This is a genomic window from Bradyrhizobium sp. R2.2-H (genome assembly GCF_004346455.1).
Lineage (GTDB): Bacteria > Pseudomonadota > Alphaproteobacteria > Rhizobiales > Xanthobacteraceae > Bradyrhizobium > Bradyrhizobium diversitatis.
In genome coordinates, this window is the sequence record NZ_SMBR01000002.1 from 176,214 (window position 1) to 191,727 (window position 15,514).

The 15,514-nt window shown below is 65.4% G+C and carries 12 protein-coding genes; 5 read left to right on the forward strand and 7 right to left on the reverse strand.

The annotated features are described in order from the left end of the window. Positions 1 to 40: 40 nt before the first annotated feature. Entirely contained in the window at positions 41 to 898 is an 858-nt protein-coding gene (locus EDE08_RS04990; RefSeq protein WP_165935761.1) for a DUF3280 domain-containing protein, read from the forward strand. A gap of 6 nt (positions 899 to 904) precedes the next feature. On the opposite strand, the gene EDE08_RS04995 is transcribed toward EDE08_RS04990, so the two are convergent. The 3 genes from EDE08_RS04995 to EDE08_RS05005 are packed head-to-tail and all read right to left on the reverse strand — an operon-like array spanning position 905 to position 3,936. Beyond that, positions 905 to 1,936: an L-idonate 5-dehydrogenase gene (locus tag EDE08_RS04995; protein WP_131867751.1), complete on the reverse strand. Its 1,032-nt coding sequence runs from the start codon at positions 1,934 to 1,936 to the stop codon at positions 905 to 907. Between the two features lie 20 nt (positions 1,937 to 1,956). Beyond that, complete coding sequence (locus EDE08_RS05000) at positions 1,957 to 2,724, reverse strand: SDR family oxidoreductase (protein WP_131867753.1); 768 nt, start codon at positions 2,722 to 2,724, stop codon at positions 1,957 to 1,959. 12 nt (positions 2,725 to 2,736) lie between these two features. Further along, positions 2,737 to 3,936, reverse strand: coding sequence for a mandelate racemase/muconate lactonizing enzyme family protein (locus EDE08_RS05005; RefSeq protein WP_165935760.1), 1,200 nt, complete (start codon positions 3,934 to 3,936; stop codon positions 2,737 to 2,739). Positions 3,937 to 4,112: 176 nt separating this feature from the next. On the opposite strand from EDE08_RS05005, the gene EDE08_RS05010 reads away from it, so the two are divergent. Then, positions 4,113 to 4,880, forward strand: a complete 768-nt coding sequence (locus EDE08_RS05010; RefSeq protein WP_131867757.1) for a GntR family transcriptional regulator — start codon at positions 4,113 to 4,115, stop codon at positions 4,878 to 4,880. A 26-nt stretch (positions 4,881 to 4,906) separates the two neighbouring features. After that, a complete protein-coding gene (locus EDE08_RS05015) occupies positions 4,907 to 6,271 on the forward strand; it encodes an MFS transporter (protein ID WP_131867759.1) in 1,365 nt (454 codons plus the stop codon). Positions 6,272 to 6,384: 113 nt separating this feature from the next. Here EDE08_RS05015 and EDE08_RS05020 read toward each other — a convergent pair whose 3' ends face one another. The 4 genes from EDE08_RS05020 to EDE08_RS05040 form a co-directional block, all read right to left on the reverse strand. After that, positions 6,385 to 6,621, reverse strand: a complete 237-nt coding sequence (locus tag EDE08_RS05020; RefSeq protein ID WP_131867761.1) for a hypothetical protein — start codon at positions 6,619 to 6,621, stop codon at positions 6,385 to 6,387. Positions 6,622 to 6,742: 121 nt separating this feature from the next. Continuing rightward, entirely contained in the window at positions 6,743 to 7,993 is a 1,251-nt protein-coding gene (locus tag EDE08_RS05025; RefSeq protein WP_131867763.1) for an arsenic transporter, read from the reverse strand. Positions 7,994 to 8,019: 26 nt separating this feature from the next. Further along, positions 8,020 to 9,303 carry an MFS transporter gene (locus EDE08_RS05030; protein WP_131867765.1) on the reverse strand — a complete coding sequence of 428 codons (1,284 nt, stop codon included), beginning with the start codon at positions 9,301 to 9,303 and terminating at the stop codon, positions 8,020 to 8,022. Positions 9,304 to 9,518: 215 nt separating this feature from the next. Continuing rightward, the gene (locus EDE08_RS05040; RefSeq protein WP_165935787.1) at positions 9,519 to 11,984 is read right to left on the reverse strand and encodes a hybrid sensor histidine kinase/response regulator; all 2,466 of its coding nucleotides are present in this window, start codon (positions 11,982 to 11,984) and stop codon (positions 9,519 to 9,521) included. A 229-nt stretch (positions 11,985 to 12,213) separates the two neighbouring features. Between EDE08_RS05040 and EDE08_RS05045 the strand changes: the two genes are divergently transcribed. Together EDE08_RS05045 and EDE08_RS05050 are read left to right on the forward strand one after the other, a co-directional pair. After that, positions 12,214 to 13,305 carry a zinc-binding metallopeptidase family protein gene (locus EDE08_RS05045; protein WP_131867771.1) on the forward strand — a complete coding sequence of 364 codons (1,092 nt, stop codon included), beginning with the start codon at positions 12,214 to 12,216 and terminating at the stop codon, positions 13,303 to 13,305. Between the two features lie 165 nt (positions 13,306 to 13,470). Next, a complete protein-coding gene (locus tag EDE08_RS05050) occupies positions 13,471 to 15,486 on the forward strand; it encodes an acetyl-CoA carboxylase biotin carboxylase subunit (protein WP_131867773.1) in 2,016 nt (671 codons plus the stop codon). The last annotated feature ends 28 nt before the right edge of the window (positions 15,487 to 15,514 follow it).

Sequence of the window (15,514 nt, forward strand, 5' to 3'; positions counted from 1 at the left end):
CGTCCAGATTTGCGGGCCGCTCCATCGACGAGGCCTGTTCATGCACCGCTCCCGGCTGATTCTCGTCTTTGTCCTCTGCGTCCTCTCTGGCTCGCGGGCCGATGCCGGGGACGCCATTGGCGTGGCCATGGACGATTTCAGCTATACCGACACCTCTGCCGAGCCGGCCGACCAGACCGCCGCCCACGAGCGGCGGCTGGCGGCGTTCATGGCCGCGCTTCGAAGGGACATCGCTGCGAACCCGCGCTATCGGCTGGTTCCATCCGCCCAGGACGGCGCGGCGTTCAAGGTGATCGGCGGCATCCAGAAGACGAGCACGCTGGTGCAATGGGCCAAGGTCGCCGTGATCGAAATCGGCGCCAAGAAGCTCGTGATGGACAAGCTCTACAGCTTCCGCGGCGACAATGATGAATCCTGGGAGCGCGCCGAGATCTTCGTCTCCCGCGAGATCATGGCTGCGCTCGCAACGCCCGCGCCGGTCGCGCTCGCCGTGTTCGATTTCGAGCTGGAGGATACGACCGCCGCCTCGACGGGCGCATCGGCGGCATCGGACGCGGCATACATGGCCGAGGTGACCGGCAGCGTGCGCGAGGCCCTGGGCCAATCCGGCCGCTACCGCATCGTCGACGTCGGCGGCGCGGCGGGGAAGGGGCGTGCCTTGCGCGACTGCGGCGGTTGCGAGGCCGCGATCGCGAAGGAGCTCGGCGCAGATCAGTCGCTGATCGGCGTGGTGCGGCGGGTGAGCCGCACCGAATACACGCTCGGCTTCCAGGTGCGCGACGCCAGGACCGGCACGGTGCTGACGCGTGGCGACAGCGGCCTGCGCATGGGCGCGGACTATTCCTGGAAGCGCGGAGCCGTGCGGCTGGTCAGCGACCGGCTGATCGAGAGCCAGTAGCGCGGTTCAGAACGTCAGCTGCACCTTCATCGACTGCGAGCGGTCGCTGGCAAGCTCGAAGGCGGCGACGGCGTTCTCGAACGGCATGGTGGCCGTGATCAAGGGCTTGACGTCGATCAGGCCTTCGCCCATCAGGCGCACCGCCAGCTGGAACTCGGGATCGAAGCGGAAGGTGCCGCGGAGCTGCAATTCCTTGGCGACGATGGCGTTGATCGGCAGCGTCATCTCGCCGCCGAGGCCGAGCTGCACCAGCGTCGCACCCGGCCTGAGAACGTCGAGCGCGGTCCGCAGCGCCGCCTGATTGCCGGAGGCCTCGAACAGCGTGTCGAAGACGCCCTTGCCGGCGCGCCAGGGATCGAGCGCGGCAGCGTCGGTCGCGACGTTGATGGCGTGCGTGGCGCCGAGCTTCCTGGCGACCGCGAGCGGCGCGTCCGCGACATCGGTCACCACGATCTCGGCCGCGCCGCCGAAGCGCGAGACCAGGATCATCAACGCGCCGATCGGACCGCAGCCGGTGATCAGCACGCGCTTGCCGAGCAGGGGACCGGCCTGCTTGCCGGCGTGCAGGCAGACCGCGAGCGGCTCGGCGACCGCGGCTTCGGCGAGCGAGAGCTTGTCCGCGATCGGCACGGCCTGCGTCGCATCGACCGTGATGAACTCGCGAAAGCCGCCCTGCACGTGGGGAAAGCGCATCGCGCTGCCGAGGAAACGCATGTCGAGGCACTGGTTGCGCATGCCCTCCTGGCAATGCAGGCACCCCCCGCACGGCTTGCTCGGGTTGACTGCAACGCGAGTGCCGGGCTTCACGGTGCTGACGCCGTCACCGACCACCGCAACCACGCCGGCAATTTCGTGTCCCAGCGCCATCGGCTGCTGAATGCGGACGACGCCGAAACCACCGTGATGGTAGTAATGCAGGTCCGAGCCGCAGATGCCGCCATTGGCGATCTTGACGCGGACTTCGCCCGGACCGGGCGCCGGATCGGGATACAGGTCGATCCGCAAATCCTTCGGTGCGTGGATGACGACGGCGCGCATGGGCTGCTCCTGGTTCGCGGTCACATCGCGGCGATCATGCCGCCATCGACATAGACGATCTGGCCATTGACATAGGTCGAGGCGTCCGAAGCGAGGAAGATCGCAGCGCCCACCAGCTCGTCCGGCTTGCCCCAGCGCTTGGAGGGAATGCGGCCCATCAGCCAGTTGTTGAAGTCGGCGTTGTTGACCAACGCCTCGTTCATGTCGGTCAGCATGTAGCCGGGGCCGATCGCATTGGCCTGGATGCCGTGCTGCGCCCATTCCACCGCCATCGAGCGGGTCAGGTTCTTGATGCCGCCCTTGGCCGCGGTGTAGGGCGCGATGGTCGGGCGGGCGAGCTCGCTGCCGAGCGAGCCGATGTTGATGATCTTGCCGTGCTTGCGCGGGATCATGCGCCTGGCCGCCTCGCGGCCGATCACGAAGGCGCTGGTGAGGTTGGTCTCGATCACCTTGCGCCACTCGTCGGTGGTGAATTCAACCAGCGGCTTGCGGTGCTGGATGCCGGCATTGTTGACGAGGATGTCGACGGCGAGCCCTTCGCGGTCGAAGCGCTCGAAGGCGGCGACGATGGCGGGCTCGTCGGTGACGTTGAACGCGGCGCCTTCGGCTTGATGCCCGGCGGCCCGAAATTCGGCGACGGCCTGCTCGACGCGCTTGCCATCGACGCCGTTGACGATGATCCTGGCGCCGGCTTTGGCCATGCCCTCGGCGATGGCGCGGCCGAGGCCGCGGGAGGAACCGGTCACGAGCGCGGTGCGGCCGGAGAGATCGAAAAGGGAAGTGCTCATCTCGGGAAGTCCTCAGACGTTGGAGCGGCGCACGGTGAGATCGGAGCGGTCGAAGACGGCGGGCAGGAGATCGACGCCGAGGCCGGGTCCTTCCATCGGATAGACGTAACCGTCCCTGATCGTCGGCATCGTGGTGACGAGCTCATTGTACCAGCCCTTGTAGAAGGCGCGCACTGATTCCTGGATCAGCGTGTTGGGCTGGCTGAACGACATGTGGATGGCCGCAATGAAGCCGATTGGGCCGATGCAATCGTGCGGTGCGAAGGGCCGGTGATAGGTCTCGGCCATCGCGGCGATCTTGCGGCCCTCGGTGAGGCCGCCGGTCCAGCACAGATCCGCCATCACCACGTGCATGGCGTCGCGGTCGAGCATGTCCTTGTAGGGGAAGCGCGAGCCCAGCGTCTCGCTGGCGCAGACCCAGACGTCGGTCGAGCGCGCATATTCGGCCAGCGCCTGCGGCGAGTTCATGCGGATCGGGTCCTCGTACCAGGTCGGCTTGTAGGGCTCGAGCGCGCGCGCGATCTGCTTGGCCGTCGGCAGGTTCCACAGCGAGTGGAGCTCGACCATGATCTCCATCCTGTCGCCGACCGCCTTGCGGATCTTCTCGAAAGGTTCGATGGCCTGCTTCATCTGCGCGGCGGTGATGTAGAGGCCCTTGTTCTCCTGCGCGGCCGGATCGAACGGCCATATCTTCATGGCGGAGATGCCGCTTTCCAGGAGGCTTTCGGCGAGCGCGTCGGCGCGATGCATGAAACCGTCGAGATCCTCGTAAGGTCCCTTGGAGGCGCCGAGGTTCCAGTTCGCGACCGGGCTGATATTGGTTGAGCGGACATATTGCGTGCCGGCGCAGGTGTTGTAGATGCGCTGCTTGTCGCGGCAGAGGCCGCCGAGCATCTGGTGCACCGGCTGGCCGCAGACCTTGCCGAACAAATCCCACAACGCAATGTCGATCGCGGAGGCGGCGCGATATTCGACACCGGTCGAGGACTGCGCCATCGGCAGGTTCAGCATGTCGCGATGGATGGCTTCGATGTGCAGGGGATTGCGGCCGAGCAGGCGGCCGGCAAAGGTGTCGTGGATCTGCGCTTCGACCGCGCCCGCGCCGTAGAACGTTTCGCCGAGTCCGATCACACCCGTGTCGGTGTGAACGCGCACCCAGATGACGTTGGAAAATTCTTCGGTACGCAGCGTCTCGATCGACGTGATCTTCACGGCAATTGTCCTCCCATTACAGACGTCGCGCGTCCGTCGTCTCATTTCGCACTGCAACATGTTGCAGGTCGCGCGGGAGTCTTACGCCGGCTTGTAATATATCACAACATGTTTTAAGGCTCCAACAAACAGGGCGCCATCCAGCAACGAGAGCGCGGCCGACGGGAGAGAACGACATGGCAAAGCGCAAGCGCACGCTCGAGGTGGTGAGAAACGACGACGACGGCGAGGGCAAGCCCTCGCGGCGCAACCGGCTCAATTTCTTCGAGCTGGCCTACCAGAAGATCGAAGAGCTCCTTGTTCACTGCGAGCTCAAGCCCGGACAATTCATGACGATGCTGGAATTGCAGCACATCACCGGCTTCGGGCGCACACCGGTGCATCACGCCGTCAATCGTCTCTCGGCAGATACCCTGATCATCATCCGACCCCGTCACGGTCTGCACATCGCGCCGATCGATCTGGCGCGCGAGCGCATGCTGCTCGGCCTGCGCCGCGATATGGAACGCTTCGTGATCCGCCTTGCCGCCGATCGTGCCAGCCTCTCGCATCGCAATCAGGCGCTGCACATCGAGCGTCTGCTGCGCGAGCGCCGCGCCAGCCTGACCCTCGACGAATTCAACAATATCGACCGCCGCATCGACGCGCTGGTGCTGGAGGCGGCCGGCGAGCCGTTCCTGGTGCATACGATGCGACCGCTGCACACGCTGTATCGGCGCATCGGCTACATCCACCACCGCTTCATGCCGGGGCAGGCGGATCTGTCAGGCACGATCGATCATCATCTCGCCATTCTCGCGGCCGTCGCCAACCGCCGCGTCGAGGATGCGGTGAGGGCGAGCGATGCCCTGATCGACTACATGGATTCGATGTTCACGGGCATGGAGGCCGGGATTGATCCGCGCCTGCTCGATTGCAGCATCGAGCCGCTGCTCGGCACGTAGAGAGTTTCGAAGAGAGGACCAAGAAAATGTCAACGATGGCGATGCCACAACCGACCGCGAGCGAAGCCGCGGTCCGCTACCTCATCACGAACTACAGCCCCAAGGGCAACAAGGTCGGCTGGCTGATGATGGCCTCGATCCTGGTCGAGGCCTGGGACCTCTATTCGATCGCCTTCGTGCTGATCTTCATCAAGGAGCAGTACAATCCCGATCCGCTGATGCTGGGCCTTGCGGCGGCCGGCACGCAAGGCGGCGCCCTGATCGGCGCGCTGCTCGGCGGTTGGCTGTCCGACAAGATCGGGCGCCGCGTGATGTTCCTGGTGACGATGGTGATGTTCATCGTGCTGGCGCTGGCGCAGGCCTTCGTGCCTGACGTCGCCTGGCTCGTCGTGATCCGCTTCCTGCTCGGCATCCCGCTCGGCTCCGACATCTCGACCGGCTACACCTACATCATGGAATCCATGGCCAAGGGCGAGCGCGAGGTCATGGGCAACCGCTGGCAGTTCATGTTCGCCGTCGGCGAGGTCCTGACCATCGGCGTCATCGTGATCTTCCTCCTGACCGACATGAACCACGAGATGCTGTGGCGCGTGACGCTGGGTCTCGGCGCGGTGCCGGCGCTGATCATCCTGATCATGCGCCACGACGTGCCGGAGACGGCGGTGTGGCTGGTGCAAAAGGGCCGCTACCGCGAGGCCAAGCAGGTCGCGCGCGAGATGTTCAACGACAATCTCGACATGCTGCCGGATCGCGACGTCAAGGTGCCGAAGGTCTCGACCCGCGCATTCCTCGCCGATCTCAAGCAGGACCCGATCCGCTGGCGCGCCACGATCTACGGCTGGATCGCCTGCTTCGCGCAAGGCAGCGAATTCTCGACCTTCGCGTTCTACCTGCCGGTGCTGTTCGTGATGGTCGGCGTGTCGAGCGTGCTCGGCAACAACCTGGTGACGATGGGACTGTTTTGCTTCGCCGCGTTGTCCGGCTGGGTCGGTCCGCTGCTGACGCCGAAGATCGGCCATCGCGGTATCGCCATCGCCGGTTTCGGCATCGTGCTGGCTTCACTTCTGGTCGCGGCCTTCGCGCTCTACACCGACAACAAGATACTGCTGCCGTTCGCCGCCGCCGCCATGTTGTGGGGCCATTATTGGGACGCGTCGAACTGCATGACGATTCCGACCATGGTCGCCAAGCCGAAATATCGCGGCACCGCCAGCGGCTTCGCCTACATGTTCGTCAAGCTGCCGTCGTTCCTGGCGATCTTCCTGTTCCCGTCGCTGTTCGCGGCGATCGGACAGGCCAACGCCACGCTGTTCGTCGCAATCTTCCCGCTGATCGGACTGCTCGCCGCGATCTTCATTCTGCCGGAAGTCTACGGCTACGAGAACGACTAGAGCATGATCCGGAAAAGTGCGTAGTGGTTTTCCGAAAAGATCATGCTCAAACTATGGAGTCTGCCTACGTGTAACCCGGTCGCGGCCTTGTGGCCGCGATCGGGTTCCGTCCGCTACGGGCTCAGGAAGACGGGATCGATCCCGGTGCCATGGCCGAGCAGGCCGATGGCCTGAAGCTGCGCCGTGTGCACGTCGACCTCCAGGATGGCGAACAAGGCCAGCAGCACCACGACGGAGAAGACGAGCAAGGGATGGGACGTCTCCGTGCGGCCTTGGCCGGGCGCGACGAAGTTCTGAGTTCCGCGACGCAGTGAGAACCTCTGCGGCAGCGACTTTGATCGAATCTGCATGATCAACCTTCCTTGCCGCGAGCTGTCTGAAGCTCGCGACAAGTGAACTCTACCCGTCGCCGCAATGCCGGCCTTGATGCACCGCAAACGGCTGTACTTATTTGGCCGGCCCGCCTTGCCGCTACCTGATGGCGGCCGCCAGTGCACCGATCAAGGCAGGCGGCGTCACCAGCAGGCCGAGCTTGAGGAACGGCCAGGCGCCGACCTCGATCTTCTCCCGCCGGAGCGCGACCAGCCAGAGGATGGTGGCGAGCGATCCGGTCACCGACAGATTGGGGCCGAGATCGACGCCGATCAGGATGGCGCTGACGACCGGTGCGGGCAGATGATCGCTGGCGGCGACCGAGCCGGCGACGAGGCCGACCGGAAGGTTGTTGGCGATGTTGTCGGCAAGCGCGGTGGCGATGCCGACGCTCCAGGCCGCCTGGGGCACCGATTGCGCGACCGCCTGGTGCAGCAGCGCGCTCAGCTGCGCGATCACGCCGGTCTTCACCAGCGCTTCCACCATGACAAAGAGCCCGCCGACCAGCGGCAGCACGCTCCAGGAGACACCGCGCAGCACGGGCAAGGGCGATTGCCGGTTGATCAGCAGCACGATCGCCGCCGTCGCGACGCCGCAGATGAAGGTCGGCAGGCCCAGTTGCCTATCCAGCGCCGACGCGGTGACCAGCACGATGCCGATCGCGACGATGCCTATTGCCGTGAGCTTGCCGCCGCGTCCAAGCTTCGGATGCGGCACGCTCCGGGCGATCGTCTCCTCCTTCAGCGCGCGGTGCTGGCTCAGGCGCAGGACCACGTATGTGAGCAGGATCGAGGCCGCCGAGGGCAAGGCGAACAGGCGCAGCCATTCGGTGAGGTGCGGCATGCGCGCGCCGAACACGACGAGATTGGCCGGATTTGAGATCGGCAGCACGAAGCTTGCGGCATTGGCAATGAAGGCGCAGACGAACAGATAGGGCAGCGGCTTTGCGCCGGCGGCGCGCGTTGCGGCATAGACGGCCGGAGTCAGCACGATCGCAGTGGCATCGTTGGAGAGCAGCACGGTGACGAGGGTGCCGACGAGGTAGATCAGCAGGAACAGCCGCTGCGGTGAGCCACGTGCATACTCCACGGCAAGCGCGGCGAGATAATCGAACAGGCCTTCGAGCCGGGCGAGCTCGGCGATCAGCATCATGCCGATCAGGAAGAGATAGACGTCGACGCCCTTCTCGATACCGGTCAACGCATCGGGCCACGGCAGCAAACCTAACAGCAGCAGCGCGCTGGCGCCGATCACGGCCCAGAGCGCCTCGGGCAGGCGAAAGGGCCGGACGATGACGCCTGCGGTCGCGACGACGATGATGCTCCAGGTCCAGATGGCGTCAGACGGCACGGCTCAGTTCTCGAATGGGAGTGGATTCATTCGGCAGCGATAGCCGATGCGGACGCCGCTGTCTTCCCCCGCGGGCGCGGATCGCCGTCGTCGCCTTGCCGCGTCTCGGGCAAGGCGAGGAGGCAGATCACGGCACCGATCGCCGCTACGGCGCCGAGCGTGATGAATGCTGCGCTGTAGCCGGCGCCGACCACGATCACGCCCGCCAGTGTTGTCGACAGTGCCGCGCCGATGCTCTGGGCCGTGATGACGGCGCCCTGTGCGACGTTGAAGCGGCCTGTGTTGCGCATGAGGTCGGCGACGATGACGGGAAAGATGGCCCCGAAAATGCCGGCGCCGACGCCATCCAGCAGCTGCACGCCGACCAGCCAGAACGGATTGTCGGAGAGCGTATAGAGCGCACCGCGGATCGGCAGGATCAACAATGCGGCAAGGAAGAACCGCTTGTGCCCCCAGCGGTCGGCCCGTGCGCCGACCAGCATCGCGAACGGAACCATCACCACTTGCGCCGCAACGATGCATGCCGACATCAGGCTGGTGCCGATGTTCTTGTCCTGGAGCGCGAGCTTTTGTCCGACCAGCGGCAGCATCGCCGCGTTGGAGAGGTGAAACAGAACGACGCAGACAGCGAATATGAGCAGCGGACGGCAGGTCAGGAGCACGCCAAGGCCCGAGGGGTGTTCGGGTGCGCCATTGATACGAGGGTGGTGCAGTCCGCGCGCGAGATCGTGGTCGATGGCCCGTTCGGGGATCGCCAGGATGCTGACGAGGCTCGCGATCGCCATGGCGCCGAGAAGGTAGAACACGACGGTCGGTCCGAACCAATAGGCGGAGAGGCCGGCGATGCCGGCCGCGACGGCGTTGCCGGCGTGGTTGAAAGTCTCGTTGCGGCCGATGCGCCGGGTAAATGCGGCATGCCCGAAGATGCCAAGCGAGACCGCGGCGATCGCCGGCGGGAAGACCACGGCAGCGGCTTGCGCGATGCCTTGCGAGATTATCACCGGCAGGAGGTTGGGGAACAACGGCAGCGACAGCGAGGCGAGTGTCACCAGAATCGCAGCGGCGACCATCACCAGCCGCTTCGCCCGTGTGGCGTCAACCAGCGCACCGGCCGGCGTCTGCGCGACGATGCCGGCGATCGTCGCGATCGACATCACGAGGCCAATGCGAGCCTCATTCCAATGCTGCTCGGTGAGAAGATAGACCGCGAGATAGGGGCCGAGCCCGTCGCGGACGTCGGCGAGGAAGAAATTGGCCGCATCCAGCGCGCGGCCGGCGCGCCTCGCCTGATCGGGGTATTCGCTGGACATCGGTTTCTCGATCGTCGTTGAGATCGCAGCCTGCCAAACACTCAGCCGTCGTCCCGGACAAGCGTCAGCACCGATCCGGGACCCATAGCCACAGGGCGCAGTTTGGGCGAAGACTCGCAGTGGCCAGCTTGCTGCACAACTTCTCCCTGGGGTTATGGGTCCCGGATCGGCGCGCGCTTGCGGCGCGCTTGTCCGGGACGACGACGGAGGATGACTTACCGCACCACCGACAGCTTTTCCGTGATCGCCTTGCGCAATATGCGCGACAGCGATTCCACAGAGTAGGGCTTCTGGATCAGCTCGAAGCCGCGATGGGCGCTTTCGGCGAGCACGTTGCTGTAGCCGCTGGTGAGCACCACGGGCAGGCCCGGATAGCGCTCGCGGATGATGCCGGCTAGCTCGACGCCGTTCATTCCGGGCATGATGACGTCGGAGAACACGAGGTCGACGGCAAATTCGTTCTCGCCGAGGATCGCCAATGCCGCGTTGGCGTTGGCGACGCGGCGGACGACGTAGCCGAGGTCTTCCAGAAGTTCGGTCGAGAACTGGCCGACCTCGTCGTTGTCCTCGACCACGAGCACGCGGTAGCCGCGCCCGGTGGTCGCGGTCTCGCTGGTCAGCGCCGCGGCTTCCTTCTCGGTGGCCGGGCTTTGCGCCTGCGGCAGATAGATGGTGAAGGTCGCGCCCTTGCCTTGCGTGCTCGTCACCGAAATGTCGCCCTCGGACTGTTTTGCGAAGCCGAAGGCCTGGCTGAGGCCGAGGCCCGTGCCCTTGCCGACCTCCTTGGTGGTGAAGAACGGCTCGAAGATCGAATCGAGATGCTCCGGCGCGATGCCGCTTCCGGTGTCGGTGACGGAGATGGCGACGTAGTCGCCGCTGCGCGCCAATTGCGCGCGCAGCTGAGGGATACCCTGGACCTTGCGCACGGCGATGGTGAGGCGGCCTTCGCCATTCATGGCATCCCGGGCATTGATGGCGAGGTTGATCAGCGCGGCCTCGAACTGGGCGATGTCGGCCACGGTGAAGCAATCGGGATCCTGAACCTCCACGGCGATCTCGATGCGGCTGCCGACCAGCGGCCGGACCAGCTGCGCCACACCTTCGACCTGGCTGCCGACATTGAAGATCTGCGGCTTCAACGGCTGCCGGCGCGCGAACGCCAGAAGCTGCGCCGTCAGCTTGGAGGCGCGCTCGACCGTCTCGGAGATGGCATCGACATAGCGGCGGCGGCGTTCCTCCGGCAGCTCGCGGCGGCGCAGGAAGTCGGTGGCCGAGCGGATGATGGTGAGGAGATTGTTGAAATCGTGCGCGACCCCGCCGGTGAGCTGGCCGATCGCCTCCATCTTCTGCGATTGCCGCAGCGCTTCCTCACCGCGGCGGCGCTCGGTGACATCGACCGCCTCGGGCACCGCGCCGGTGATATTGCCGTGGCGGTCGAGCACGGGCCGCATGCCGAAATCGAAATCGCGCTCGCCGATGGGAAGGCGCAGGCGCATTTCGAGCCGTACGGCTTCGCCTTTGAGCACCGTGTCGAAGGCCTCTCGCACGGCGGCACTCATGCCGTCCGTGCCGGTGAACCAGGGCGTGTCCCAGAGCGGCTTTCCGATCACATCCGACGAGCGTGCCTTGATGCCGTCCAGCGCGGTCTTGTTGGCGTAAAGCAGCTCACCGCTGAGATTGACCAGGCCCTGATACTGGTTGCTGGTCTCCAGGATCGCGCGCAGCCGTGCCTCGTTGGATTCGAGCTCGGCGGTGCGCTCGGCAATGCGCTGTTCGAGCGTCTCGTTGAGCTGCCGGAGCTCGATCTCGGCCTGCTTGGCGACGGTGATGTCGTGGGCGACGCCGATGAAGCCGATATGCTTGCCCGTCGGGTCCCAGCGCGGCTGCGATTCCGATCGAAGCCACCGCCATTCGCCGCTTGCGTTCCTGTACCGCGCTTCCAGCACGAAGGGTTTGAGGGATGCTTCACCCTGGACGGATTGCTGGAGCACGTGCGGCAGGTCGTCGGGATGCAGCACCTTGCGCCAGTCGAAGTCGATGGCCTGATCGTAGGGCAGGCCGACGAAATCGACATAGGCCTGGTTGGCGAAGGACCGCTTGCGATCGAGCTTGGTGACCCAGATCGGCACCGGCGCGCTGTCGGCGATCAGCCTAAAGCGCTCCTCGCTCTCGCGCAGCGTCTCGCGCGCCAGCGCCTGGTCGGTGATGTCGATATGGGCGCCGACGAGGCGGATGGCGCGGCCGTCCTTGTCGCGCTCGATCTTGGCGACGACCCGGATCCAGCGGGTCTCGCCGTCGCTGGGACGGATGATGCGGTACTCAGCGCTGTAGTCTTCGCTCGTTCCGGCGAGTGCCTCGAAGAAATGCTTGACGGCCGCGTCGCGATCGTCGGGATGGATGCGGTTGACCCAATCCTCGTGCGACTCCTCGGCAGCTTCCGGCGGCAGGCCGTGGATCATCAGATATTCGGGCGAGCGACGGTTCTTGAAGCCTTCACGGAAATCGACCTCGACGCCGCCGACCTTGCCGATACGCTGGATGCGTGCCAGCTCGGCCTCGCGCTCCTGCAGCGCGCGATAGGCGTAATCGCGCTCGCGCGCGACGTCTTCGAGGTGCTGGCGCAGCCTTTCGGCGGCGATGGTCTCGGGCAAGGGATCGTTCAAGGCATCGGCCGTTGTGATGCGGGTGTGCGCGTGCCGAACCAATATTCACACAGACGGAGCGTGATGGCCATTGTTTAGAGGGTAAAGTATCGGAAAATAGGAGCGCGTGCCTGAACGCGAGAAACGACGCGGTGGCAACGTCCGATCTGGCAATTTGTTCCGGAGACTGGAACGATCTGCTGATCGGGGCGTCTTCGCGGGGGGCCAATTCTCTCTCGTAAGAATCCCTTTCCAAAGAGGCTAAATCTTGAAGCTCTTCGTCTGTCAGGCCTGCGGCAACGTTCTCTATTTCGAGAATCGTGCCTGCGAACGCTGCGGCCATCGTGTCGCCTTCATGCCGGAGAAGGAGACAATGTCGGCGATCGAGCCCGAGGGAGAAGCCTGGCGGACATTGGCCGACAACGGCGAAGGCCGGATGCTGTGCCGGAATGCCGAGTACGACGCCTGCAACTGGCTGACAGACACGGACGATACCACCGGCTATTGCCGCGCCTGCCGCCACAATGGGACGGTACCGAACCTCTCCGATCCGGCGCAGCTTGCTGGATGGCGTGAGCTGGAGGTGGCCAAGCACCGTCTACTCTATGCCCTGATCCGCTGGAGGCTGCCGCTCCAGACCCGGCAGGACAATCCCGAACATGGGCTGATCTTCAATTTCCTTGCCGACGATCCGAACAGCGGACAGAAGGTCATGACAGGCCACGACAGCGGCCTGATCACGATTGCGCTCAAGGAGGCGGACGACATCGAGCGCGAGCGGCGCAGGCTCGAAATGGGCGAGCCCTACCGGACGCCGCTCGGGCATTTCCGCCACGAGGTCGGACACTATTTCTGGAACGTGCTGGTGCGCGACGGCGGCAAGCTCGACCAATGCCGCGCCGTGTTCGGCGACGATGCGGCCGATTACGGTCAGGCCTTGCAGCGCCATTATGCCGAAGGCCCGCCGCCCGACTGGCAGCAGAGCTACGTCTCGGCCTACGCCACGATGCATCCGTGGGAAGACTTCGCCGAGACCTGGGCGCACTACCTCCACATCGTCGACACGCTGGAGATGGCCGCCGAGTTCGGCATGGAGGTGCGCCCCAGGGTCGACCGCGATGGGGAACTGACGGCGCGCATCCGCTTCAACCCTTACGAGGCAAGGGATATCGAGGCGCTGGTCAACGCATGGCTGCCCTTCACCTTCGCCATGAACAGTGTCAACCGCGCCATGGGTCTGCGCGACCTCTATCCCTTCATCCTGTCGCCCGCGGTGGTCGCCAAACTCGGCTTCATTCACGGCCTGGTCCGGGACGTGGCCAAGGCCGGGAAGCCCCGGGAAGCGGCACGGCGTCCCTAGGGCTCGCCGGGCCCATTTCGGTCTTGCGCTGGTACGCCAGAGGCCCCGGATTTAGACCGTTGCCTCCGGCCCATTTTGATGTACCACGGGACCCACACGGCCCGTCCCCATAGGCCCCAACGGCCAGGAGACGGGTCCCGCCCAAGGTCGAGACTCAAGAAAAGCATGTTCAAACGGATTCTGATCGCCAATCGCGGCGAAATCGCCTGCCGGGTCATCAAGACCGCCCGCAAGATGGGAATTCAAACGGTTGCGGTCTATTCCGAGGCCGACCGCGATGCCCTCCATGTCGAGATGGCCGACGAGGCGGTGCTGATAGGCCCGCCCGCGGCGGCCGAGAGCTATCTGGTGATCGAGAAGATCGTCGAGGCCTGCCGCAAGACGGGCGCCGAGGCGGTGCATCCCGGCTACGGCTTCCTGTCCGAGCGCGAGGCGTTTCCGCGTGCGCTGGAGGCGGCCGGCATCGTCTTCATCGGCCCGAACCCGGGCGCAATTGCCGCGATGGGCGACAAGATCGAGTCCAAGAAGGCCGCCGCAAAAGCAAAAGTCTCGACCGTGCCGGGCTATCTCGGCGTCATCGAGGACGACAAGCACGCGGTCCGCATCGCCGACGAGATCGGCTACCCCGTCATGATCAAGGCCTCCGCCGGCGGTGGCGGCAAGGGCATGCGGATCGCCCATTCCAAGGCCGAGGTCGCCGAGGGCTTCAACCTCGCCAAGGCCGAGGCCAAGGCCTCGTTCGGCGACGACCGCGTCTTCGTCGAAAAGTTCATCGTCGATCCCCGCCACATCGAGATCCAGGTGCTCGGCGACAAGCACGGCAACGTGATCTATCTCGGTGAGCGCGAATGCTCGATCCAGCGTCGCAACCAGAAGGTTATCGAGGAAGCGCCGTCGCCGCTGCTGGATGAAGCCACCCGCCGCAAGATGGGCGAGCAGGCGGTCGCGCTGGCCAAGGCCGTGAATTACGACTCCGCCGGCACGGTCGAGTTCGTGGCCGGGCAGGACAAGAGCTTCTATTTCCTGGAGATGAACACGCGCCTCCAGGTCGAGCATCCCGTCACCGAGCTCGTCACCGGCATCGACCTCGTCGAGCAGATGATCCACGTCGCGAGCGGCGAGAAGCTCGCCATCGCGCAGAAGGACGTCACGCTGACCGGCTGGGCGGTGGAGTCGCGTCTCTACGCCGAAGACCCGTTCCGCAACTTCCTGCCCTCGATCGGGCGCCTGGTGAAATATCGCCCGCCGGCGGAAGCCAGCAAGGACGGCATCACCATCCGCAACGACACCGGCGTGCAGGAGGGCGGCGAGATCTCGATCCACTACGATCCGATGATCGCCAAGCTCGTCACCCATGCGCCGTCGCGCGCGGCCGCGATCGAGGCGCAGGCGACCGCGCTGGATTCGTTCTACGTCGACGGCATCAGGCACAACATCCCGTTCCTGTCCGCGCTGATGCACCATCCGCGCTGGCGCGAGGGACGGCTCTCGACCGGCTTTATCGCCGAGGAATTCCCCAAGGGCTTTGCGGTGCGCGTGCCCGAAGGCGAGGTCGCGCGGCGGATCGCCGCGGTCGGCGCCGCCATCGATCACGTGCTCGGTGAGCGCAAGCGGCAGATCTCGGGCCAGATGGGCGGCCGCATCGTGCAGCGCGAGCGACGCCGCTCGGTCTGGCTCGACCGCCAGGAAATCCTGCTCGAGGTCGGACGCGAGGGCGAGGCGATCGTGATCCGCTTCATCGATCCCGACGGCAAGGCCGGCTATGCGAATCTCTTGCAGTCGCCGTGGAAGCCCGGCGATCCGGTCTGGCAGGGCACCATCGACGGTCACCTCGTCGCGGTGCAGGCGCGTCCGATCGCCAACGGCATCCGCCTCGCGCATCAGGGCGTCGAGGTGCCGGTCTATGTCTGGACCGAGGCCGAGGCGGCCTCTGCGCGGCTGATGCCGGTGACGACGGCCTCCGACACCGGCAAGAAGCTGCTGTGCCCGATGCCCGGCCTCGTGGTCTCGATCGCGGTGACCGAGGGGCAGGAGGTCAAGGCCGGCGAGACGCTGGCGGTGGTCGAAGCCATGAAGATGCAGAACGTGCTGCGCGCCGAGCAGGACGGCACCGTGAAGAAGATCCACGCCAGCGCGGGCGCGACACTCGCGGTGGACGCGCTGATCCTGGAGTTTGCGTAAAGCGTCTTCAGGCACAACAGAAGACCCT

Bases quoted from the DNA above. Each gene is read 5' to 3' on its own strand.
- EDE08_RS05010 (WP_131867757.1), top strand. From the start codon at position 4,113: ATGGCAAAGCGCAAGCGCACGCTCGAGGTGGTGAGAAACGACGACGAC.
- EDE08_RS04995 (WP_131867751.1), bottom strand. From the start codon at position 1,936: ATGCGCGCCGTCGTCATCCACGCACCGAAGGATTTGCGGATCGACCTG.
- EDE08_RS05020 (WP_131867761.1), bottom strand. From the start codon at position 6,621: ATGCAGATTCGATCAAAGTCGCTGCCGCAGAGGTTCTCACTGCGTCGC.
- EDE08_RS05000 (WP_131867753.1), bottom strand. From the start codon at position 2,724: ATGAGCACTTCCCTTTTCGATCTCTCCGGCCGCACCGCGCTCGTGACC.
- EDE08_RS05015 (WP_131867759.1), top strand. From the start codon at position 4,907: ATGTCAACGATGGCGATGCCACAACCGACCGCGAGCGAAGCCGCGGTC.
- EDE08_RS05030 (WP_131867765.1), bottom strand. From the start codon at position 9,303: ATGTCCAGCGAATACCCCGATCAGGCGAGGCGCGCCGGCCGCGCGCTG.
- EDE08_RS05050 (WP_131867773.1), top strand. From the start codon at position 13,471: ATGTTCAAACGGATTCTGATCGCCAATCGCGGCGAAATCGCCTGCCGG.
- EDE08_RS04990 (WP_165935761.1), top strand. From the start codon at position 41: ATGCACCGCTCCCGGCTGATTCTCGTCTTTGTCCTCTGCGTCCTCTCT.